4 protein-coding genes are annotated in these 26,444 nt (G+C 56.7%); all 4 read left to right on the top strand.

What is annotated here, in order from left to right; genetic code table 11:
- Nucleotides 1-143: 143 nt before the first annotated feature.
- Nucleotides 144-3,452, top strand: coding sequence for a non-ribosomal peptide synthetase (locus NLX82_RS21650; protein ID WP_254349041.1), 3,309 nt, complete (start codon nt 144-146; stop codon nt 3,450-3,452).
- The gene (locus NLX82_RS21645; RefSeq protein WP_028542658.1) at nt 3,442-5,268 is read left to right on the top strand and encodes an ABC transporter ATP-binding protein; all 1,827 of its coding nucleotides are present in this window, start codon (nt 3,442-3,444) and stop codon (nt 5,266-5,268) included. Before NLX82_RS21650 ends, NLX82_RS21645 begins: the two co-directional genes overlap by 11 nt.
- The gene (locus NLX82_RS21640; RefSeq protein WP_069081198.1) at nt 5,265-6,998 is read left to right on the top strand and encodes an ABC transporter ATP-binding protein; all 1,734 of its coding nucleotides are present in this window, start codon (nt 5,265-5,267) and stop codon (nt 6,996-6,998) included. Before NLX82_RS21645 ends, NLX82_RS21640 begins: the two co-directional genes overlap by 4 nt.
- A 230-nt stretch (nt 6,999-7,228) precedes the next feature.
- Nucleotides 7,229-26,071 (top strand): non-ribosomal peptide synthetase, encoded by an 18,843-nt coding sequence (locus NLX82_RS21635; protein WP_254349040.1) that lies wholly within the window; start codon nt 7,229-7,231, stop codon nt 26,069-26,071.
- The last annotated feature ends 373 nt before the right edge of the window (nt 26,072-26,444 follow it).

Raw genomic sequence — 26,444 nt, 5'->3', positions numbered from 1 at the left:
CGCCTCCGCCGTCAAGCGAAAGCGGCGCGCATCCCAAGGAAGACGGCGAACAACGTCCAAGCCCGTAAACGCGCAGGCCGAAAGCAAGCTTTTTCGGACCTGCGCCAGGGCATGCGGTCACTTCATTTTTAGGGGAGGTACAAATGAAATCTTTGTTTGAAAAGGAAGAACGGTACTGGAGCGGCAAGTTTGATGCCGATGACAGCCTGAGCTTCCTTCCCTACAGTCAATCCTCCAAATTATCCGCCGACGGGGAAGCTGCGGCCGAGCCGGGCTTGCTTCACCGTACTCTGCCGAGCGAACTCTCGGAGAGAATCATTTGCCTCGCCAACGGTTCGGATTTGGCTTTGTACATGATTGTTTTGGCAGGAGTAAAAAGCCTGCTGTTCAAATATACCGGGCGGGACCAAGTGCTGGTCGGCATGCCTTCTTATAGCGCAGACCCCGACGGGACTCCGCCGCCGCATGACATCTTGGTGATCAAGACGTCCGTAAGCCGCCAGACGACGCTGAGAACGCTGCTCGGGGGCATCAAAGCCTCCATCGGCGAGGCGCTGGAGCATCAGCACCTGCCTTTTCGGAAAATGGTGGAGCCGCTCCATCTGGACTATACGGGGGACGGCCTCCCGGTCGTCAACACCGTCGCATCCTTCGCCCCGATTCATCCGGAACCGCTGGTTAACCGGGTGGCGGCCGATACGATTTTTCGCTTCGACCGCCAAAACCACTCCATCGAGCTGGAAATAAGCTTTGACGGGCAGCGGTACGAGCGGGCATTTGTGGAACAGGCGACCGACCATCTTGTTCGGCTGCTGTCCGTGCTTTTATTTCAGCCGGATCTGGAGCTCGGACAAGCCGATGTGCTGTCCCCAGACGAGAGGGAGACGCTGCTGAAGCGATTTAATGACACCGAAACCGGGTTCGAGCGGGGGAAAACGATTTACGGCTTGTTCGAAGAACAGGCGGAGCTTTACCCGGACAACGTGGCCGCCGTCATGAACGAGCGGCAGCTGACCTACCGCGAGCTGAACGAGCGATCCAACCGCCTTGCGCGGAAGCTGCGGGAGACGGGAGTAGAAGCGGACCAGCTGGTAGCGATTCTGGCCGAACGCTCGCTCGATATGGTTGTCGGCATTCTGGCGATTCTCAAAGCGGGCGGAGCCTACGTGCCTGTCGATCCCGACTACCCGGAGGAGCGCATCCGCTTCATGATCGAGGATTCGGGCGCGCCGTTATTGCTGATTCAAAAGCATCTGCACGAGAAGACCGACTTCGCAGGAACGCGCCTCGAATTGGACGATTTCGTTTGGGGCGACAGAGGGGCGGACGCCGCCGATGCGCTGGACGCTTCGAACCTGGAGCCGATTTCCGGGCCGGGCAACCTGGCATATGTCATCTACACGTCGGGAACGACCGGCAGACCGAAAGGAACGCTGATCGAGCATAAGAACGTCGTGCGGCTCCTGTTCAACGACAAGAACCTGTTCGACTTCGGGCCGTCCGACACGTGGACGCTGTTCCACTCGTTCTGCTTCGATTTCTCCGTCTGGGAAATGTACGGAGCGCTGCTGAACGGAGGCAAGCTGGTCATCGTACCGCCGCTCACGGCGAAAAATCCGGTCGATTTCCTGGCGCTGCTGGGCCGCGAACAGGTCACGATTTTGAACCAGACGCCAACGTACTTCTACCAGCTGCTGCGTAAGGTCTTGGCGGACCATCCGTACGATCTGCGGATTCGCAACGTCATCTTCGGGGGCGAAGCGCTCAGTCCGCTGCTGCTCAAGGGCTTCAAAACGAAGTACCCGGAGACGAAGCTGATCAATATGTACGGCATTACCGAGACGACGGTTCACGTGACGTATAAGGAAATCACGTGGGTCGAAATGGAGGCGGCGAAGAGCAATATCGGCAAGCCGATCCCGACGCTGAGGGTGTACGTCCTGGATGAAAACCACCGCCCTGTGCCGATCGGCGTAGCGGGCGAAATGTACGTGGCCGGGGAAGGGCTTGCGAGAGGATACCTGAACCGTCCAGATCTGACGGCGGAGAAGTTCGTCGATTCCCCGTTTGCGGAGGGGGAGAAACTGTACCGCTCGGGCGACTTGGCGACTTGGCTGCCGGACGGCAACATCGAATACCTGGGACGGATCGACCACCAGGTCAAAATCCGCGGGTACCGGATCGAGCTGGACGAAATCGAGACGCAACTGCTGAAGATCGCCGCCGTGCAAGAAGCCAAGGTGCTCGACTGCGACGACGCGAACGGCCAAAAGCAGCTTGTCGCTTACTATGTCGCGGAAACGAGGCTGGCGGCGCATGAACTCAAGGAGGAGCTCGCCAAGCAGCTTCCGGGGTATATGATTCCTTCGTACCTCGTGCAGCTTTCGGGGATGCCGCTGACCCCGAACGGGAAAATCGACCGCAAAGCGCTGCCCGCGCCGGAGGAAGCCGCGGTCGGAGGAGCGGAATATGTCGCGCCGAGAACGCTGCTTGAAATGAAGATCGCCCGCGTCTGGCAGGATACGCTTGGCGTTCCGCAGGTCGGCGTAAAGGATAACTTTTTTGAGTTGGGTGGCAATTCGTTAAGTCTGATGAGGCTCGTTCAAGCCGTTTATGATGAAACGGGATTTGAGATACCGCTGAACCGCCAATTCCATAATGTAACAGTTGAAGCCATGGCTTTCGGAGAGGGGGATCTCGGCCTGGATAAAGGAGGAGACTCCTTCATTAAGCTGAATAAAGCAGGAGATCTGAACGTGTTCTGCTTCCCTCCGGGCAGCGGCTTCGGCATCGGTTATCGAGAGCTCGCAAGCAGGCTCGACGGCCGGTTCGTGCTCTACGGCATTGATTTTATCGACGATGCCGTCGATTACAAGGCCATGCTGAACCGTTATGTGGACGAGATCGTCCGCATCCAGCCGGAAGGACCTTACGTGCTGCTCGGCTACTGCTTCGGAGGCAACCTGACGTTCGAGGTAGCCAAAACGATGGAGAAAAGAGGGTATTCCGTAACGGACGTGCTCATGGTGGACTCGTGGATTAAGGACGCGCTGACGCCTTCCGAAACGTCGGAGAAAGAGCTTGAAGAAATGCTTGCTGATTTCGACGAAGAAGAGAAGGAATTAATGAGCAACCCGCTCGTGCGGGAGCGGGTTCATCGGAAGGTCAAAGCGACCTTGGCGTACGAAGCGCAGCTTATTAATTCCGGCACGATCCCGGCCCGGATTTACGAACTGATTGCGAAGGACAGCGAAGCGTTCCGCTTGAAGTACCAATTGCCTTCCTGGCGGGGGGCAACGACGCAAGCTTATGCCGATTACCGGCTGGAGGGCGCGCACGAGGAATTGCTGGAACTCGCGCGCGTGGAAGAAACGGCCGTCGTCATCCGGGACATCTTAGAGCAAGTCAAGCGGCAAATCGAAGCGGAGGCCGGGGTACTGCATGGAAGCTGACCGACAGCCGTCTGTTCTAGAACAAGGCACAGCGGCGTCTTCCAGGCGCCAAACCGCTTACGCCGCCTGGAAAGCGTTCCGCTGGCTGATGTCCTATGTAAGCCGTCACAAAGGCTGGATGATCGTCGGTATCTTGTCCGCGATTGCCGCCGCCGTTATTGAGGTATGGACGGGAAGTTTGATCGAGCAGCTGACCACCCAGGCCGAGAAGGGGGCGGGGCCAGTCGTTCTGCAAATCGTGTACACGGTCTTTGTGGTCATCTTGATCGGTGTGCCGGCGAAGTTTTTCATGAGCTTCGGCGTGGAGCGAAGCAGCGCCTCTGCGGTGCAGGATATCCGCAATCATGTCATGCGTCATATCGGCAAACTCCCGGTCTCCTATTTGGAAAAGCAGCATTCCGGCGACGTGTTGTCGCGGGTCAACAACGACCTGCAGCTCATCCAGCAGTTTATGGTTCGGGACTTCGCCCAGTGGTTTTATCATCCGCTTTTGTTCATCGGCTGTTTCGCTTATTTGATCTACCTCCAATGGGAGCTGATGTTGTACAGCCTGCTGTTATTTCCCTTAGCGCTGCTGGTTTCCCAATGGATCGGCAAGCAGTTGGAGCGGTTAACGGAGGAAGCCCAGGTGAACATGGGCCGAATGAACGTCAACCTCCAGGATACGCTTGGGGGTATGCCTATTGTAAAAAGCTATCTGCTATCCGGCATGTTATCTCGCTCCTACCAAGTGCTGCTGCAATTGACGGCTCAAAAAAAGCTGGCCGTGAAAAAGCGGGAAGCCTGGGTCAACCCGCTGCTTTCCACGCTGATGATCAGCCCGATCATTTTCGCCGTCAGTTACGGAAGCTATTTGATCTACAACGGGCAGCTAGGTGCGGGAGAGCTGATTGCCTTCCTGTACTTGCTGAATCTGTGTCTGGAGCCGCTGGAGCATATTCCCGAGCTCATCACGCGGACGTTCGAAATGTCCGGTGCCCTGAGAAGGGTCTCCGAAATCGTCGAGCAGCCGACCGAAACGGAAAATGGCCGTTCGCTTCCGAAAGCAAGCGCCGCCCCCATCGAGTTTCAGAACGTAACCTTCGGGTATGAGGAGAACTCCCCGATTCTGCGGAATGTCAGCTTCTCAGTGCCGGAAGGAAAGACGATCGGGCTTGTCGGAGCGAGCGGCGGAGGGAAGAGCACGGTGTTTAAGCTTGTATGCGGCTTTTATCCACTTCCGGAGGACCAGGGAGAAATCCGCGTGTTCGGCAGCCTGATCCACGGCGCCGATCCGGAGCAGCTTCGGTCGTATTTTTCCGTGGTAACCCAGGATTCATATTTGTTTAGCGGCACGATCGCCGAAAATATCGGCTACGGGCGGGAAGAAGCGTCGATGGACGAGATTATCGAAGCCGCCAAAGCCGCTCAGGCGCATTCCTTCATTATGCAGCTTCCTGGCGGCTATCAGACGTATGTCGGAGAGCGCGGAGGCTTTTTGTCCGGCGGGCAGCGCCAGCGCATTGCAATGGCCCGGGCTTTTCTGAAGGATGCTCCCGTTCTGCTGCTGGACGAGCCAACGTCGGCTCTTGATCCGGAGTCGGAAAGCGCGGTTCAGGAAGCGCTTAACATATTGCTGAAGCAGAGAACGACGATGGTTATTGCCCACCGGCTTTCCACAGTACAAAACGCCGACGAAATTTGGGTCATGGAACAAGGAAATATTGTGGAAAAGGGCACTCATGAACAATTGCTGGAGATGAAGGGACTGTACGCCCAGTCGTACTACCAGGAATTTACCAAGTCTGCCGAACGCAGGGAGGTGGCGTACACTTGAAAAAGGGCGGATGGCTCTCGCAAGTGAAAGAACTCTGCTACTTGCTGACGTTTATGAACGGCAAGCGCAAAACCCAGTACGCTATTGGCCTGGTCGTGACGGCGCTCTCCCAGACATTGTTCCTGATCGCCTTCAGCTTGGTCGTACAAAACTTGGTTGATTTCTCCGTGTCCCGAGATACGTCCCTGATGGTGGAAGCCTTTATTATTTTGGGCGTGTCCCTGTTCCTGGAAAATATAGTTTCTCCCTGGTTCATTTACTTATACCAGCGCAGTGTCGAGCTGACTGTGCTGAATATCCGCGAACGTCTTTATGACAAGCTGTGCCGGGTGCGGCCGAAATTTCTGGAGCAGACGCACCATGGGGACTTGCTGTCGCGAGTGAACAACGACGTAACGACCGTTGAGTTTACATTCTCGCAGGTTTACTTCGTTTTGCTGCTTCAAGTTGTCTTTTGCATCGGCTCCATTGTCTCCATGGTGTTGATCGATTGGCGTTTTGCCGGCGTATCCTTTGTCATTCTGCTGCTGTCCTCCGTGGTCAGCCTGAAATTTGCGCGGGATGTTCGCGTCTTGTCCGAACAAGGCTTGCAAACGCTCGGTAAAATGACCGAAAAATTCAAAGATTTTATGGGCGGCATTCAATTGGTGAAGCTGTTCCGCATCCGCACGATTTACGGCCAGTACGAGGCGTTGAACGAACAAATGACGCAGACGCTTCGGCAAACGGCGCAGAAGAACGGCATGCAGGCTGCGGTGAACCATTTTATCAGCTACGTCACGTTCTGCGGCATCATCGTCATCGGCAGTCTTCTTTATGCCTACGGATTGATGGGGATGGGAAGCGTCGCCGCCCTGGCGGTTCTGCAAGTGAATCTGACGCACGCCTTGTTGAACTTGGGGATGGTTCTGTCGATGATCCAAAATTCGCTCGCGGGCGCTCACCGGATTCAAGAGGTACTAAGAGAGGAAGAGGAACCGGAGCGTTTGGGATCTCCTCACAGCGAGCTCGTGTCGGAGGCTGCGGTGGAGTTTCGCGATGTGGAATTTTCCTATCAGGCGGATAAAAAGGTGCTTGTCGACATGTCCATGCAGGTGTTTCCCGGCCAGGTCGCCGCTATCGTGGGGGCCAGCGGCAGCGGCAAAAGTACGCTGATCAAGCTGCTGCTCGGCTTTTATCCTGTGGACAGCGGAGAAATCCTGCTCCAAGGCAAACCGTTCGGCCATTACACGCTGGACGAAATCCGCAGGCAGATTGCATACGTTCCGCAGGAGCCGTTCTTGTTTACCGGCACGATTGAGGAAAACATCCGCTACGGCAACCCGGATGCAACGGATGAAGAAGTGATCGAAGCGGCCAAAGCGGCGTACGCTCACCATTTCATTCAGGAACTTCCTGAACAGTATAAAACGCCGGTGGGAGAGAGAGGAGCGTCGTTGTCGGGCGGACAAAGGCAGCGAATTGCGATCGCCCGGGCGATTCTCAAAAACGCCCCGATTCTGCTGCTGGACGAAGCGACTTCCGCGCTGGATAATGAATCCCAGCATTGGGTACAGCAGGCCCTGAACGTATTGATGAAGGGGCGCACCACCATTCTGATCGCCCACCGTCTCAGCACCGTGGAACATGCGGATTTGATTACCGTCATGAACCAAGGGATGGTCGTCGAGCGGGGCCGCCATCAGGACCTGCTGGCGCTCGGGGGTTATTACGCCCGGCTGTACGGCTAGACCCGCTTTACGGCGGGCGGCTTCCTGCTTGCGAATGCGACAGAGTCTTTTAGTAATCCAAGGTATGACTTTATAACCGGTAGTTACCAGAAAACGTAGACACGAAAAAGGAGGAAGAGTCCGAAGGAGCCGTTCCGGGAATGGCCTGCGCGGTTCTTCTAAGAGTGACTAAGTGACATCTAGGTACAAAGCCTATCTATAAAGAATCTCTAAACCGGGAGTGTGTCGATGTGAGAGAGAATACCAACGAGCAATATGGATTAACGCAAGCCCAGCGCCGAATATGGTTCATGGAAATTATGAATCCGGGAACGTCCATCACGATGCTTTCCGCGACCTACCAGATTACGGGCGAGATCAACACACAGCTTCTGGAGCAAGCGGCGGCAGAGATCGTCAAAACCTATGACGTTTTCCGAATCCGCATTAGCGGGGATTTGCAAAATCCAACGCAGTGGTTCGAAGAGCCGGAGAATGTCCAAGCTAGGATAAGCCGCCTCGAAATAGGCACAACCGAACAATTCTATGCTTGGGTGAAAGAAGTAAGCGAAAAACCGGCCAGCGTGTTCGACGAACACCTCTACCAATTTACGATTATCCATTTTGCGAACGGCCAAGTATGGCTCAATTTGACGGTAAATCATATTATCGCCGACGGCTTGTCCGTCAATGCTTTGTTGCATGCGGTGATGGAAAAATACCTGGAACTGCGCAAAGGCATCTCCAGCAGTTACCAGGCCCCTTCCTATCTGGATTATATTTCCGCGGAGCGTGAATATGAGCAATCGCAGCGTTATCAAAAAGGCAAGGAATACTGGCTGACGAAGTACAACACTTTGCCTGAAACGACCGGCATTAAATCGTATCCGCCATTCTCGATCGGCAGCGAATCCAATAAACTGGCCATCACTTTGGACGGTTCCCGGTATGAACGCATTCTGGCCTTTAGCGAACAATATCAGGTCAGCTTATATACGTTATTTCTGTCCGCCATGTACGCCTTATTGTACAAGCTGACCGACAGCACCGATGTTCCGGTCGGCACGGTTTTCGCCAATCGCACCAGCAAGAAGGAAAAAGAAACGATCGGCATGTTCGTCAGCACCGTGGCTACGCGGATTCGTCTGAATCCAGACAGGCACGTGCTTTCCTTGATCCAAACGGTTTCCAAGGAAAATACGGCGGATCTGAGGTATCAGAAATACCCTTATAACCAATTGATCCAGGATTTACGCGAACAACACGGCCGCAACGATCTTTCGGGGCTGTTCCGCACGTCTCTGGAATATCTGCCTTTGAAAATCGTGGAGTACGAAGAAATCAAGGTACGCCTGGAGGCTCACTTCGCTAGGCACGAGATGGACGATTTGCTGCTGCGCTTCGACCATATGCTGAATGAAGGCCATGTAATTCTCCATGCTTCCTATCGTACCGGCCTGTTCGAGACGGCCGAGATTGATCGGATTATGGAACAGTATGTAACCGTTCTGGACCAGTTTCTTCAGACTCCCGAACTGCCGGTACGCGAGATTTCTCTGCTGAGCGATGAGGAGAGACACCGCATTCTCAACGTTTTTAACCCGCCGGTGGCAGGGCTGAGCGAGGGAGAAGCGTTTCATCGGTATGTTGAAAAGTTTGCCCGGGAAATTCCGGATCATCCGGCAGTCGTCTACATGGACAAACAGCTGACCTACGGCGAATTGAACGAACGCGCCGAGCGGCTGGCTTCTCTCCTTCGCGAACAGGGCGTGGGAAGGGAGACGATTACGGGGATCTGGGCGGAGCGTTCGGTGGAACTGCTGGTCGGGGTGCTCGCTGTTTGGAAAGCCGGCGGAGCCTATGTACCGCTGGACCCCGATTATCCGGCGGAGCGGATTGAGTACATGCTCAGCGATAGCGATGCATCGGTGCTGCTTACGCAGCGTCATCTGTTGGAGCGGGCCGGAGGTTGGTTGGCCGATGACCGGCTGAAGCTTCAAGCTGTCTATGCCATGGACGATGAACAGATTTATAACGGGGATGCCTTAGCCGTGGAATTTGAATCTGCCGGCAGCGCCCTGCAAGACTTGGCTTATGTGATTTACACCTCGGGTACGACGGGACGCCCGAAAGGCGTCATGATCGAGCACGGTAGTCTCGTGAATACGGCGGATGCGTACCGTCGCGAGTACCGGTTGGATCAGTTTCCGGTGCGGCTGCTGCAGCTGGCCAGCTTCTCGTTTGACGTGTTCGTCGGAGACATCGCGCGGACGCTGTATAACGGAGGCACGATGGTGATTGTGCCGAAGGATGACCGGATTGATCCGAACCTCTTGTACGGCTGGATTCGGGACCAAAACATTACGGTATTCGAATCGACGCCTGCGCTCATCCTGCCGTTCATGCAGCATATTTATGAAGAAGGGCTGGACGTTAGCTCCATGCAGTTGCTGATTACCAGCTCGGATGCTTGCAGTGTCACCGATTACCGATTGCTGCAGGAAAGATTCGGCGGACAATTCCGCATCATCAACAGCTATGGCGTTACCGAAGCGGCCATTGACAGCAGCTTTTACGGTGAGCCGCTGGATAAGCTGCCGCCGTCGGGTCATGTGCCGATCGGCAAAGCTTGGCTGAACGCCCGGTTTTACATTGTCGATGCCGCGTTAAAGCCGGTTCCTGTAGGGGTTCCGGGCGAGCTTGTCATCGGCGGCGCCGGGGTGGCGCGCGGGTACTGGAACCGTCCGGACCTAACCGCCGAGAAGTTTGCGGACAGCCCGTTTGTGCCGGGCGAACGTCTGTACCGGACAGGCGATTTGGCCCGCTGGCTGGAAGACGGCAACGTCGACTTCATCGGCCGGATCGACTATCAGGTGAAAATTCGCGGGTTCCGGATCGAACTCGGCGAAATTGAAACGGCCCTGCTGCGTTTCCCGGGCGTCAAGCAGGCTGTGGTGACCGACCGTACGGATGAGCAGGGGCAAAAGTATTTGTGCGGCTACGTGGCGGCGGATGCTTCCTTGCAGCTGAGCGATCTGCTGTCCCAATTGAAGCAAGAGCTGCCGGCCCATATGGTCCCGGCCCGGCTGGTGTCTCTTGACAAGCTTCCGCTCACGCCGAACGGCAAAATTGACCGTAAAGCGCTGCCTGAACCGACCGGAGAGGTAGAAGCAGGCCGTGAGTATGTTGCTCCTCGCACAACGCTGGAAACAAGACTTGCTCTCATTTGGCAGCAGGTGCTGGGTATTGCGCGAGTTGGAGTCCAAGACGATTTCTTTGACTTGGGTGGTCATTCCTTGCGGGCCTCCACGCTTGTTTCCAAGATTCGGAAAGAGCTGCAAGTCGAGGTTCCGCTGCGGGAAGTTTTCCGCTACACCACGATCGAACAGCTGGCCCAAAGAATCAGCGGTTTAAGGCAGCAGGAGACGTATGAGATCACAAAGGCGGCTGAGGCCGAGTACTATCCGGTTTCATCCGAGCAAAAGCGTCTGTACGTCCTGCGCCAGCTTGACGGGGCCGAGCGCAGCTACAATATGTCGGCGGCGCTTCTTCTCGAAGGCAAGCTGGACCGCACGCGCGTCGAGCACGCGTTCCGGGCGCTGATTCAGCGCCATGAGACGCTGCGTACCGGGATCGAGCAGGTTCAAGGCGAGCTTGTCCAGCGCATCTATGACGAGGTAGAGTTTGCTGTCGATTATTTCCAGGGGAGCGAGCGGGAAGTGGACCAAGTGGTGGAAGCTTACTATCATCCGTTTGATGTGACCAAGCCCCCACTTCTCCGCATCGGCCTGATCGAAGTCGCCGAGGATCGCCACATTCTGCTGTTCGATATGCACCATATCGTCTCGGACGGCATTTCGACAGCGCTGCTCTTCGACGAGTTCAGCCGCCTGTATCGGGGCGAGGAGCTGACCCCGCTGCGCATTCAATACAAAGATTATGCCGTTTGGCAGCATTCCGAAGCTTACGGGCAGCTGCTCCAGCCGCAGAAGGAGTACTGGCTGGAACAGCTGTCGGGCGAGCTGCCGGTCTTGGAGCTGCCGACGGACTTCCCGCGGCCTGCCGTGCAAAGCTTTGACGGCCGGACCGTGAAGTTTTATATCGGGAAAGAGCGGACAGAGAAGCTGAAAGAACTGGCGGCACGGACGGGGACGACCCTGTACATGGTGCTGCTGTCGGCTTACACCATCCTTATGCATAAATATTCGGGTCAGGAAGATCTGATCGTAGGAACGCCGATTGCCGGAAGAACGCAGGAAGAAGTGCAGCCGATCGTAGGGATGTTTATCAACACGCTGGCCATTCGCAGCCGTCCGGAGCGTTCCAAGCCGTACCTTTCGTACCTGGAAGAAATCAAGGACATCACGCTCGGGGCTTTCGAACACCAAAATTATTTGTTCGAAGACTTGGTAGTAAGTCTTCACATTCCGCGCGCGACCGGCCGGAATCCGCTCTTTGACACGTTCTTCTCCCTACAAAATACGGAGAACGAGCAAATTGTCATCGAGGGGCTGGAGCAATCGTTTTATCCACTGGAAAACCAAACATCCAAGTTCGAGCTGCTCCTGGATATTTCGGAGCTGGACGGTCAGCTCGAATGCCGGTTGGAGTACGCTACGGCTTTGTATAAACAAGAGACCGCGGAGCGGTTCGCCAGACATTATGACAAGCTGCTCGAAACCATCGCAGCAGCGCCGGACGGGGATATTGCCTCGTTGGAAATGCTCACGGAGGAGGAAATCCGCGAGCTGGTGCGCGGTTTCAACGATTCGGAGGCGGACTACCCGCGACAGCAGACGATTCACGGCTTGTTCGAAGAGCAGGCGGAGCTTTACCCGGACAACGTGGCCGCCGTCATGAACGAGCGGCAGCTGACCTACCGCGAGCTGAACGAGCGATCCAACCGCCTTGCGCGGAAGCTGCGGGAGACGGGAGTAGAAGCGGACCAGCTGGTAGCGATTCTGGCCGAACGCTCGCTCGATATGGTTGTCGGCATTCTGGCGATTCTCAAAGCGGGCGGAGCCTACGTGCCTGTCGATCCCGACTACCCGGAGGAGCGCATCCGCTTCATGATCGAGGATTCGGGCGCGCCGTTATTGCTGATTCAAAAGCATCTGCACGAGAAGACTGACTTCGCAGGAACGCGCCTCGAATTGGATGATTTCGTTTGGAGGGACAGAGAGGCGGACTCCGAAGGTGCGCTGGACGCTTCGAACCTGGAGCAGATTTCCGGGCCGGATAACCTGGCTTATGTCATCTACACGTCGGGAACGACCGGCAGACCGAAAGGAACGCTGATCGAGCATAAGAACGTCGTGCGGCTCCTGTTCAACGACAAGAACCTGTTCGACTTCGGGCCGTCCGACACGTGGACGCTGTTCCACTCGTTCTGCTTCGATTTCTCTGTCTGGGAAATGTACGGAGCGCTGCTGTACGGAGGCAAGCTGGTCATCGTACCGCCGCTCACGGCGAAAAATCCGGCCGATTTCCTGGCGCTGCTGGGCCGCGAACAGGTTACCATTTTGAACCAGACACCAACGTACTTCTACCAGCTGCTGCGTGAGGTCTTGACGGATCATCCATACGATTTGCGGATTCGCAATGTGATCTTTGGGGGCGAAGCGCTGAGTCCGCTGCTGCTCAAGGGCTTCAAGACGAAGTACCCGGAGACGAAGCTAATCAATATGTACGGCATTACCGAGACGACGGTCCACGTTACATATAAGGAAATCACATGGGTCGAAATAGAGGCGGCGAAGAGCAATATCGGTAAGCCGATCCCGACGCTGAGCGTGTATGTCCTGGATGAAAGCTGCCGCCCTGTGCCGATCGGCGTAGCGGGCGAAATGTACGTGGCCGGGGAAGGCCTTGCGAGAGGATACCTGAACCGTCCGGATCTGACGGCGGAGAAGTTCGTCGATTCCCCGTTTGCGGAGGGGGAGAAACTGTACCGCTCGGGCGACTTGGCGGCTTGGCTGCCGGACGGCAATATCGAATACCTGGGCCGAATCGATCACCAGGTCAAAATCCGCGGTTACCGGATCGAACTGGACGAAATCGAGACGCAGCTGCTGAACGTCGAGGGCGTGGAAGAAGCGGTGGTGCTTGCCCGTCAGGACGGCGGGGGCGAGAAGGCACTTGTCGCCTACTTTGTGGCGGACCGGACACTGACGGTCAGCGAAATGAGAACCTCGCTGGCCCAGGGAATGCCGGGGTACATGATCCCGTCGTACTTCGTGCAGCTGGAGCGCATGCCGCTGACGGCCAACGGCAAAGTAGACCGCAAAGCGCTGCCGGAGCCCCAAGGCAGCTTGCAGACGGGCGTCGAATATGTAGCACCGCGTAACCGGACGGAGTCCGAGCTTGTGAAGATCTGGGAGGAAGTGCTGGGTTACTCCGGTATTGGAGTCCTGGACAATTTCTTCGAGCTCGGAGGCCACTCCTTGCGGGCGACGAACCTTGTCAGCAAGATTCGGAAGGAAATGAACGTCGAACTTCCGCTGCGCGATGTGTTCCGCTATATGACGGTAGAATCGATGGCCGGGGCTATTGCCAGCTTGGAAGAATCGCAGCACAGCTCGATTCCGAAAGCGGAAGAGAAAGCGTACTATCCGGTTTCCTCCGCGCAAAAAAGGCTGTACGTCCTGCACCAGCTGGATAGCTTGGAGCTGAATTATAATCTCCCAAGCGCCTTGCAATTGAGAGGGGCTTTGAACGAGGCCAAAGTGGAAAAGGCGCTGACTACTTTGGTGGCCCGGCACGATATGCTGCGCACCGGATTTGAAATCGTGAATGGGGAGCCGGTTCAGCGTATTCATCCGCTCGTAGCTTTCAAGGTCGAGAAGCTTCAAGCAAGCGAAGATCAGGTTGCAGCCATTCTTGAAGGCTTCATTCAGCCTTTTGACTTGACCCAGCCGCCTTTGCTGCGCGCCCTGCTGATCGAACTGGAGAAAGAGAAATTCCTGCTCGCGCTGGATATTCATCATATTGGTTCCGACGGCCTTTCCATGGACGTGCTGCTGCGTGAATTCGTGCGGCTTTACAATGGGGAAGAATTGCCGGAGCTGCGGATTCAATACAAGGATTACGCCGTTTGGCAGCAATCCGAGGAGCAGCGCCAGCGCATCAAACGGCAGGAGGAATACTGGCGCGGGGTATTCAGCTCCGAGCTTCCGGTTCTTGAGCTGCCTCTCGACTTCTCCCGCCCGGCTGTCCAGCAGTTTGACGGTCAAACGCTCACGTTTACGCTGGATGCGGAGAAAAGCGAAGCTCTCAAACGGCTTGCCGGCGATTCGGGAGCGACGCTGTACATGCTTCTGCTGGCTGCGTACTCCGTATTGCTTCATAAATACGCGGGACAGGAAGATATAGTGGTCGGCACTCCGATTGCCGCCCGTTCTCACGCCGACCTGCAGCCGATTATCGGCATGTTCGTCAATACGCTGGCCCTTCGCTTGGGTCCGGCGGCGGAGCGGACGTTCCTGGATTACTTGCAGGAAGTGAAGGAAACGACGCTTGGAGCCTACGAGCACCAGGACTATCCGTTCGAGGAGCTGGTGGAAGCTCTTCAGGTGAGCCGGGATTTAAGCCGGAATCCTCTGTTTGACACCATGTTTTCTTTGCAAAAGCACGAAAGCTTGGATTTAACCCTGGAAGGCTTGCAATGGTCGCTGTTCGACATCGAGGAAAAGACGGCAAAGTTTGATCTTAGCTTTGATATCGTGGAAGCCGATAACGAGCTGGTTTGCAAGATCGAGTACGCTACCTCGTTGTTTAGACAGGAAACGATGGTCCGGCTGGCGGGTCATTACGAGCAGCTTTTGGCGTCGATCCTGGCTCAGCCGGGTGCACGGATTTCGGATTTGGATATCTTGACGGACAGCGAAAAGCATGATTTGCTGGTCGGGTTTGACGTGTCGTCTTCGGCTCTTGCGAAGCAACCCGCCGCAGAGGGTACAGGTTTGGAGGCGGATGAGTCGTGGAGAGAGAGAACGTTCCACGAGCTGTTCGAGGAGCAGGCGGAGCGCACTCCGGGAGCGTTGGCGGTTGTCTACGAAGACAGTAAGCTGACGTATGCGGAGCTGAACGCCAAAGCGAATCGTCTGGCGTATGCACTGCGGGCGCGCGGGGTGAAGCCGGAACAGGTGGTCGGCATTCTGGCCGACCGTTCGGCGGAGCTGTTGATCGGGGTGCTCGCCGTATGGAAAGCGGGCGGCGCTTATGTGCCGCTCGACCCGGACTATCCGGCGGAGCGGATCGAGTATATGCTCGCGGACAGCGGGGCGTCGGTGCTGCTCACGCAGACCCGCCTGCTGGAGCAGGCGGAAGCTTGGCGCAGCGACGGAGCTCTAGTGCTGCAAACGGTGCTTGCGCTTGACGACGCCGCGACGTACAGCCTCGGAGCGGCGGAAGCGGCTGTGGGCGAAGCAGGCGCAGAGGCGGAGGCTTTGGCGCAAGCGGAAACGGCTGCCGCCGAAACGTCCGCCACGGCAGAAGCCGAGAAGAACGTACTAGCGGCGGATCTCGCATCGAATCCGGCGAATGTGAACAAGCCGCGCGATTTGGCTTACGTCATCTACACCTCCGGTACGACGGGCCGTCCGAAGGGCGTGGCGGTGGAAAACCGCAGCCTGGTGAACACGGCGGCGGGCTACCGGCGGGACTACCGCCTGGATCAGTTCCCGATCCGGCTGCTGCAGCTCGCCAGCTTCTCGTTCGACGTGTTCGTCGGCGACATTGCGCGGACGCTGTACAACGGCGGCACCATGGTCATTGTGCCGAAGGACGACCGGATTGATCCAACCCGCCTCTACGGCTGGATTCGCGACTACGCCGTGACGGTGTTCGAATCGACTCCGGCGCTGATCGTGCCGTTCATGGAGCATGTGCATGCCGAGGGTCTGGACCTCAGCTCGATGCAGCTGCTGATCACAAGCTCGGATGCGTGCAGCGTAGCGGATTACCGCACCTTGCAGGAGCGCTTCGGCTCGCAGTTCCGTATTATTAACAGCTACGGCGTAACGGAAGCGGCGATTGACTCCAGCTTCTATGACGAGCCGCTGGAGAAGCTGCCGAAGACGGGCAGCGTGCCGATCGGGAAAGCGTGGCTGAACGCCAAGTTCTACATCGTGGATGCGAATCTGAAGCCGGTGCCGATCGGGGTGTTGGGCGAGCTGGTTATCGGCGGAGCGGGTGTGGCCCGCGGTTACTTGAACCGCCCGGATTTGACGGCGGAGAAATTCGTAGACAGCCCGTTCGCCGCTGGGGAGCGTCTGTACCGGACGGGCGACCTGGCGCGCTGGATGCCGGACGGCAACGTGGACTTCATCGGCCGGATCGACAACCAGGTGAAAATTCGCGGCTATCGGATCGAGCTTGGTGAAATTGAAGCGGCTATGAAAAATTTTGCCGGCGTGCGTCAAGCGCTTGTCATCGACCGGACGGACGAGCGGGGGCAGAAATATTTGTGTGGGTATGTCGTAGCGGATTCCAGCTTCGATCTGGAAGGGCTTGTGGCCCATCTGGACGCCGCGCTGCCTTCCCATATGGTGCCTTCGCGCATCATGCGCCTGGATCAAATGCCGCTTACGCCGAACGGGAAGATCGACCGTAAAGCGCTGCCTGTGCCGGAAGGAAGCATTCGTGCCGAGGCTGCATACACGGCGCCTCGTACTCCTGCCGAGCAAGCACTTGCGTCGGTCTGGCAGTCGGTGCTGGGCGTGGATCAGGTCGGCACGATGGACAATTTCTTTGCGCTCGGCGGCGATTCGATCAAGGCCTTGCAGGTATCGTCCCGTCTTTTGCAAACGGGGTACAAGCTGGTCATGAAAGATTTGTTCCATTACCCGACGATTTCCGCCCTTAGTTTGCAGCTGCAAACGGCGGAGAGAACGGCAAGCCAGGCCGAAGTGAGGGGAGAGGTCATCTTGACCCCGATTCAGCGCTGGTTCTTTGAACAAAATCCGGCCGACGTGCATCACAGCAACCAGGCGTTCATGCAGTTCTCCAAGCAAGGCTTTGACGAAGAAGCTTTACGCCAAGCGGTGCGTCAGCTTGTCGTGCATCACGATGCTCTCCGTACGGTTTACCGCCAAACCGAGAACGGCTATACCGCCTGGAACCGCGGCGCCGGAGAGAACGAAGCGCTGTTCGATCTGGAAGTTGTCGATTTCAAGGGAGTCGGCGACGTGAAAGAAGCGGTAGAGGCTAAGGCGAATGACATTCAAGCGAGCATCGATCTGGAAAACGGTCCGCTGGTGAAGCTCGGCTTGTTCCGCTGCGACGACGGCGACCACCTGCTCATCGCGATCCATCACTTGGTCGTAGATGGCGTATCCTGGCGGATTCTGCTTGAGGATTTTGCTGCCGGCTATGAGCAGGCGCTGCAAGGGCAGCCGATCCGTCTGCCGCTCAAAACGGATTCATTCCAAACGTGGGCGAAACAGCTCGCTGATTATGCGAACGGTCCGGCGATGGAAAGCGAGAGAGAGTATTGGCAGCATATCGAGCAATTGACCTATGAGCCGCTTCCGAAAGATTTTGAACAAGGCAGATCCAAGCTGAAGGACAGCGGGCTCGTGACCGTTCGCTGGACGGCGGAGGAAACCGAACAGCTGCTGAAGCAGGCACACCGTGCTTACCATACGGAAATGAACGATTTGCTGCTTGCCGCGCTTGGCCTCGCGGTACAAGCTTGGAGCGGCCGGGAACGCGTGCTGGTGAATCTCGAAGGCCACGGCCGGGAAGATATATTGCCGGATGTGGACATTACGCGCACGGTAGGCTGGTTTACAAGCCAATTCCCTGTCGTTCTGGAGCCGGGTCACGCCCAGGCGCTCGGTCATCAGGTGAAACAGGTTAAAGAAAGCTTGCGTCGCATTCCGAACAAAGGAATCGGCTACGGCATCCTGCGTTATTTGTCGGCGCCGCGTGACGGCGAGCGCTTCGCTTTGGAGCCGGAGATCAGCTTTAACTATTTGGGTCAGTTCGACCAGGCTTACGAAAGCAGCGGCTCGAGGCCGTCTCCGTTCAGCCCGGGCTCCGATTCAAGCCCGAATGCAGTGATGGATTATGTCCTCGATATCAACGGTATGGTGTCGGAAGGAGTGCAGGAACTCACGATCCGTTATGGGGAAACCCAGTATAAACGGGAAACGGTAGAGCGCCTGGGCACCCTGCTTCATTCGAGCTTGCGTGAAGTCATCAGCCATTGCGTATCGAAAGAGCGGCCGGAGCTTACGCCTAGCGACGTACTGCTTCAAGATGTGACGTTGGAGGAACTGGAGCGGCTGACCGAACATACGGCGGCGCTCGGCGAACTGGAGAATGTATACACCCTGACTCCGCTGCAAAAAGGGATGTTGTTCCACAGCCTGCTGGATGCCGATTCGGAAGCTTACTTCGAACAGGTGACCTTCGATCTGTACGGAAGCCTGAATGTCGAAGCCTTCACCCAAGGATTGGATACGCTGGTGCAGCGGAATGAGGCGCTGCGGACCAACTTTATTACCGGCTGGAGAGACGAGCCGATTCAAGTGGTATTCCGTGAGCGGAAGTGTGAAGTGTACTTCGAAGATATTCGCTCAGTAAGTGATGAAGACCCGGAGAAGACGATAGCCGATTTCGTCAGCGCGGATAAAGCGAACAAGTTCGATATGGCCCGAGGCTCTCTTATGCGCGTGACAGTTTTGCGCACGGGCGACGAGTCCTACCATGTGATCTGGAGTCACCATCACATTTTGATGGACGGCTGGTGCATGTCCTTTATGATCAAGGAAGTGTTCGACACCTACTTCGCGTTCCAGGAGAAGCGGACGCTGGAGCTTCCTCCGGTTACCTCGTACTCCCGGTATATCGAATGGCTGGAAGCTCAAGATGCCGCGAAAGCTTCGCGTTACTGGTCCGAGTATTTGGCGGGTTACGATCAGCAGACCAAGCTGCCCCAGGAGAAAACGCAGCTGAAGCAGGGCGCTTTTGAAGCGGCTGAAATCGATGTGGAACTCAGCAAGGAACTGACCGGGCAAATCGAGCGGGTGGCGCGCCAGCAGCAGGTGACGCTCAATACGTTCATGCAGACCGTATGGGGACTGGTTCTGCAGGTATACAACAACAGCGAGGATGTCGTATTCGGCTCCGTCGTATCCGGGCGTCCGGCGGAAATTCCGGGCATCGAAAGCATGATCGGCCTGTTTATTAATACGATCCCGGTCCGTATTCAAGGCAAAGCCGAGGAGACGGTAGCCGATATCTTGAGAAAAACCCAGGATCAAGCGCTGGCATCGGGAGCTTACGAAACGTTCCCGCTGTTCGAAATTCAGTCGCTGAGCGAGCAAAAGCGCGATTTGATCAACCATATCATGGTCTTCGAAAATTATCCGATGGAAGAACAGATTGAGCAGGTCGTCGGCGGAGACAAAGAAGCGCTGAAAATCGCTAATATCCAGTCGCCGGAGCAAACGAACTACGACCTGGACATTACCGTCATTCCGGAAGAGCATATTTTGCTGCGGTTTACGTACAATGCGCTGACGTTCAGAGAGGAAGACATCAGGCTGATCCACGGTCATTTTGCCCGGGCACTGGAGAAGGTTGCGGCTAACCCAAACATCCGCGTGAATCAGTTGGAGCTTTTGACGGCGGCGGAAAAAGAGCAAATTCTTGGCGCGTTTAACCCGGCGCAGCCGGAAGCGGCTCCTGCGTCGGCGTTCCACCGGCTGTTCGAGGAACAGGCGGAACGCACGCCGGAAGCGGCAGCTGTCGTGTACGAGAACGACCGGCTGACGTATGCGGAGCTGAACGAGCGGGCGAATCGCTTGGCGGCTACGCTGCGCGCAAGCGGCATCGGCCGGGAGACGATCGTCGGCATTCTCGCCGAGCGTTCGGTGGACTTGCTGGTGGCCGTGCTGGCCGTCTGGAAAGCGGGCGGGGCGTATGTGCCGCTCGACCCGGATTATCCGGCAGACCGCGTGCGGTTCATGCTTGAAGACAGCGGAGCGAAGGTGCTGCTGACGCAAACGGCGCTGCGAGAGCGCGCCGAAGCCTGGCTCGGCGAAGAGGAGCTGGCGCTGGCGGCGGTGCTGTACCTCGACGACGAAACTTCGTACAGCGAGGAGGGGACGAATGCCGACAGCTTCCATGAAGCCCGTCCAGAGGACCTGGCGTACGTGATCTATACGTCGGGAACGACGGGCAAGCCGAAGGGCGTGATGATCGAGCACCGCAGCCTGGTGAACACGGCGGCGGGCTACCGGCGGGAATACCGGTTGGATCAGTTCCCGGTGCGGCTGCTGCAGCTGGCAAGCTTCTCGTTCGACGTGTTCGTGGGAGATATCGCGCGGACGCTGTACAACGGAGGCACGATGGTGATTGTGCCGAAGGACGATCGGATCGATCCGTCTCGTCTGCACTACTGGATTGAGCGGGAGCGGGTCACAATCTTCGAATCGACGCCGGCGCTGATCGTGCCGTTCCTGGAGTACGTGCACGAGCAGCGGCTGGATATGAGCTGGATGGAGCTGTTAATCACGAGCTCGGACAGCTGCAGCGTGGCGGATTACCGGACCTTGCAGGAACGCTTCGGCTCGTTGTTCCGGATCATCAACGCCTACGGCGTGACGGAAGCGGCGATCGACTCAAGCTTCTACGACGAGCCGCTGACGAAGCTGCCGCAGACAGGCCATGTGCCGATTGGCAAAGCGTGGCTGAATGCGAAATTCTACATCGTGGATGCGCATCTGAATCCGGTGCCGGTCGGGGTGCTGGGCGAGCTGGTCATCGGCGGAGTCGGGGTAGCGCGCGGGTACTTGAACCGTCCGGAGCTGACGGAAGAGAAGTTCGTAGACAGCCCGTTCGCCGCGGGCGAGCGGCTGTACCGCACGGGAGACTTGGCGCGGTGGATGGAGGACGGGAACGTGGACTTCATCGGCCGGATCGACAACCAGGCGAAAATCCGGGGGTACCGGATTGAGACGGGCGAAGTCGAAGCGAAGCTGCTGAGTGTAGGTGGCGTAAAGGAAGCGGTCGTCGTCGTCAGGGAAGATCAAGAAGGTCAGAAAGCTTTGTGCGCTTATTATACAGCGGAAGAAGGCTTGACGGCGGCGGACCTGAAGCGGGCGATTGCCAGCGAGCTGCCGGGGTACATGATCCCGTCGTACTTCGTGGAGCTGGAGCGCCTGCCTCTGACGCCGAACGGAAAGATCGACCGGAAGGCGCTGCCGGCACCGGAAGGGGGAGCAGGCGGAGGCCGCGAATACGTGGCGCCGCGCACCGAACTTGAGGAGAAGCTGGCCGCCATTTGGCACGATGTGCTTGTTCGGGAGAAGGCGGTAGGCGTAACGGACAACTTCTTCGACCTCGGCGGACACTCCCTGCGGGCGACGACGCTTGTCAGCAAAATGCATAAGGAGCTAGGCGTTGAATTCCCGCTTCGCGACGTATTCCGCTACTCGACGGTTGAGGAAATGGCCGCGGCTATGGAGCAGCTGGAGATCGGCTCGTTCACGGCTATTCCGGCTGCGGAACCTAGCGAGTATTATCCGCTCTCTTCCGCTCAGAAACGTCTCTATATCTTGAACCAGCTGGAAGGAGCCGAGCTGAGCTACAACATACCGGGAGCTATGCTGCTCGAAGGGGAGCTCGACCGGCAGCGGTTTGAAGAAGCGTTCCGCGGGCTCGTAGCTCGTCATGAAACGCTGCGTACCGGCTTTGAGATGGTAAAAGGCGAAGCGGTTCAGCGGATTTACGAAGAAGCCGCCTTCCAGGTGGAATATGTGCAGATCAGCGGGGAGCAGGCGGAAGAAACGGTGCGCCAATTCGTTCGTCCGTTTGATCTAGCGAAGCCGCCACTTCTGCGGGTAGGCCTTGCCGAACTGGCGCCGGACCGGCACATTCTAATGTTCGATACGCATCATATCGTATCTGACGGCGTTTCGATTGACGTACTGATCGAAGAGTTCGTCCGCTTGTACAGCGGGGAGCAGTTGGAGCCGCTCCGCATTCAGTACAAAGATTATGCGGTATGGCAGCAATCGGACGAGCAGAAAGCTCAGCTTGCCAAGCAGGAAGCCTACTGGCTCGACATGTTCCGCGGAGAGCTGCCGGTTTTGGAATTGCCGACGGACTATCCGCGCCCGGCTATGCAGAGCTACGAGGGCCGCACGCTGCAATTGTTTATGGATAGCGAGAAAAGCGAGGGTCTGAAACGGCTTGCAGCCGAGAACGGCGCAACGCTTTACATGGTTCTGCTTGCTGGTTATACAATATTATTGCATAAATATACAGGGCAAGAAGACGTGGTGGTCGGTACGCCGATTGCGGGAAGAAATCACAGCGACATTCAGCCGCTGATCGGGATGTTCGTCAATACCCTGGCCATCCGCAGTTATCCGGCTGCCGGTAAGACGTTCCTTGACTACTTGAAGGAAATCAAGGAGACGACGCTGGGCGCTTTTGAACATCAGAATTATCCGTTTGAGGAACTGGTGGATAAGGTGAACGTGACTCGTGATTTACGCCGCAATCCGCTGTTCGATACGATGTTTGCTTTGCAGAATACAGAGAATTTGGAAATCCAGCTTCCCGGACTCCATTTGTCGACGTATGCCAGCGAAGAAATTGTTTCTAAATTCGATCTCAGCTTGGACGTCACGGAGATCGAGGAAGGCTTGGAATATCTGTTTGAATACGCCACTGCTCTTTATAAAACCGAAACGGTGGAGAAATTGGCCGCTCACTACTTGCAGCTGCTTGAATCCATTCTCTGCAACCCGTCGGCGACTATTGCCGAGCTGGGCATTTTGACACCGGCGGAAAAAGAGCAAATTCTCGGCGCGTTTAACCCGGCGCAGCCGGAAGCGGCTTCTGCGGCCGCGTTCCACCGGCTGTTTGAGGAACAGGCGGAGCGCACGCCGGAAGAGGCGGCCGTCGTGTACGAGAATGACCGGCTGACCTATGCGGAGCTGAACGAGCGGGCGAACCGCTTGGCGGCTATGCTGCGCGCAAGCGGCATCGGCCGGGAGACGATCGTCGGCATTCTCGCCGAGCGTTCGGTGGACTTGCTGGTGGCCGTGCTGGCCGTCTGGAAAGCGGGCGGGGCGTATGTGCCGCTCGACCCGGATTATCCGACAGACCGCGTGCGATTCATGCTTGAAGACAGCGGAGCGAAGGTGCTGCTGACGCAAACGCTGCTGCGAGAGCGTGCCGAAGCCTGGCTCGGCGAAGAGGAGCTGGCGCTGGCGGCGGTGCTGTACCTGGACGACGAAGCGTCGTACAGCGAGGAGCGGGCGAATGCGCCGATTGGCTCCGGCATGGTCTCCGGCAAGCTGACGGATGCTGTGGACGACGACGGTGAGAGCCATCAGAATGTTGGCACCGACAGCTTCCATGAAGCCCGTCCGGAGGATCTGGCGTACGTGATCTATACGTCGGGAACGACGGGCAAGCCGAAGGGCGTGATGATCGAGCACCGCAGCCTGGTGAACACGGCGGCGGGCTACCGGCGGGAATACCGGTTGGATCAGTTCCCGGTGCGGCTGCTGCAGCTGGCAAGCTTCTCGTTCGACGTGTTCGTGGGAGATATCGCGCGGACGCTGTACAACGGAGGCACGATGGTGATTGTGCCGAAGGACGACCGGATCGATCCGTCTCGTCTGCACTACTGGATCAGCCAGCAGCAAGTGACGATCTTCGAATCGACACCGGCGCTGATCGTGCCGTTCCTGGAGTACGTGCACGAGCAGCGGCTGGATATGAGCTGGATGGAGCTGTTAATCACGAGCTCGGACAGCTGCAGCGTGGCGGATTACCGGACCTTGCAGGAACGCTTCGGCTCGTTGTTCCGGATCATCAACGCCTACGGCGTGACGGAAGCGGCGATCGACTCAAGCTTCTACGACGAGCCGCTGACGAAGCTGCCGCAGACAGGCCATGTGCCGATCGGCAAAGCGTGGCTGAATGCGAAATTCTACATCGTGGATGCGCATCTGAATCCGGTGCCGGTCGGGGTGCTGGGCGAGCTGGTCATCGGCGGAGTCGGAGTGGCGCGCGGGTACTTGAACCGTCCGGAGCTGACAGAAGAGAAGTTCGTAGACAGCCCGTTCGCCGCGGGCGAGCGGCTGTACCGCACGGGAGACTTGGCGCGGTGGATGGAGGACGGCAACGTGGACTTCATCGGCCGGATCGACAACCAGGCGAAAATCCGGGGCTACCGGATCGAGACGGGCGAGATCGAGACGCAGCTGCTGCGGGTGGAAGGTGTGCGCGAAGCGGTGGTGCTGGTTCGAAGTGACGCGAACGGGCAGAAGGCGCTATGCGCGTACTACACAACGGATGGCGAACTGACGGCGGCAGACCTGAAACGGGCGATCTCCAGCGAGCTGCCGGGTTACATGATCCCGTCGTACTTCGTCGAGCTGGAGCGCCTGCCTCTGACGCCGAACGGGAAAATCGACCGGAAGGCGCTGCCGGCGCCGGAAGGGGGAGCAAGCGCAGGCCGCGAATACGTGGCGCCGCGCACCGAACTGGAGGCGAAACTGGTCGCCATCTGGCAGGACGTGCTCGGGCCGGTCACGATTGGCGTGACGGACAACTTCTTCGACCTCGGCGGGCACTCCCTGCGGGCGACGACGCTGGTCAGCAAGGTGCACAAGGAGCTGAGCGTGGACCTGCCGCTGCGCGATGTGTTCCGGCACTCGACCATCGAAGCGATGGCCGAAGCGATCAGCCAATTGGAGCGGCAGGAATACCTCTCCATTCCGGTTCTGGATAAGAGGGATTACTATCCGCTTTCCTCCGTGCAAAAACGGCTGTACATCCAGCAGCAGATGGAAGGCGCCGAGCTTAGCTACAACATGTCCGGCATGACGGTTCTCGTCGGGCGCTTGGAACGGAATCAATTCGAGGCGGCGCTCAAAGGATTGATAGCTCGTCACGAAATTTTGCGAACCGGCTTCGAAATGGTCGACGGCGAACCGGTACAACGGATTTATCCGGACTTGAAGTTTGCCGTCGAGTATACGAAAGCGACGGAAAGTGAAACGAAGAGCATCGTAGACGGCTTTGTGCGCGTCTTTGATTTGGAGCGGCCGCCGCTGCTACGTGTGGGCTTAGTCGAATGGGAAGCGGAACGGCATCTGCTCATGCTGGACATTCATCATATCGTCACGGATGGCATGTCGATGGGCATCTTCGTCGAAGAACTGCTGCGCCTGTATAACCGCGAGACTCTGGAACCGCTTCGGATTCAATACAAGGAATTCGCCGCTTGGCAGCAGTCCGAACCTGTAAAAGAGCGGCTGAAACGTCAGGAAGCCTACTGGCTGGACGTGCTGGAAGGCGAACTGCCGACGCTTGAACTGCCTACGGACTTTGTCAGACCTGCCGCTCGCAGCTTTGAGGGAGATGTGCTGCCTTTCAGCATCGACAAGCAGATGACCGACAGCTTGCAGCGCATCGCCGATGAGAACAGTGCCACCCTTTATATGGTGTTATTGGCGGCCTATTCAATCCTGCTCAGCAAGTACTCGGGACAAGAAGACTTCATTGTAGGCACGCCGGTTTCGGGCCGCACACATGCCGACCTGGAGCCGCTCATCGGAATGTTTGTCAACACTTTGGCGATTCGCCATTATCCGTCCGGGGAGAAGACGTTCCTCGCTTACTTGAACGAAGTCAAAGAAACGATGCTGGGGGCCTACGACCACCAGGATTATCCGTTCGAGGAGCTTGTGAAAAAGCTGCAGGCGCCGCGAGATCAAAGCCGCAATCCTATATTCGATGTCATGTTTGCTCTGGAAACCAAGGAAGATAACGTTCAAAGCTTCGGGGATATCAAGATCGAATCTTATCCGGAAACTCATACGGTTTCCCAATTTGATCTTACCTTGGTCATTTCGTTGCTGGATGAGGGAATGAACGGGCAGTTTGAATATGCCACCAAGTTGTTTACGCTCAATCTGATCGACAATTTCGCTCAGGACCTGCTCGTGATCATCACCCAAATTTGCGAACAGCCTTCGGTGCTGTTGAAGGATATTTCCCTGAACGGGCAATCCGAACAGGAGCAAGATGTGCTAGAGGCCATTGATATTATTTTCTAATCCCTTACCCGGCTTGGGTGTATGCCGTATTTCTCTCGGTACGCATCCTGCCGGGTGTTTTTTTCCAAATGAAAGGGAAAAATCCACCACAGGAATCTGACGTCAAGTGCCGCTGAGTAACTATTTCGATTTATTGGAAAATCGACAAAACACAACAGACTACCATCCAAATCTGCTTGGTAGTTTTTTTTGTAAAAGGGGTCGAATAAGCTGAATTGAGATTTTTAAGATTCTCTTTATATCCTGCATTTCCTGCATAAATCCCATTTAGATTTATCATAAAATGATGCTGTTTTTTCAAGGCTTATCCATCGAGATATTTTTTGTGCCAGTTTTTTTGTTTTCAGATCATTATCTCACTCACGGTTAATTG

It is taken from the genome of Paenibacillus sp. A3M_27_13 (assembly GCF_024213315.1).
GTDB lineage: Bacteria > Bacillota > Bacilli > Paenibacillales > Paenibacillaceae > Paenibacillus > Paenibacillus polymyxa_B.
This window is presented reverse-complemented; position numbering and strand designations above follow the sequence as displayed.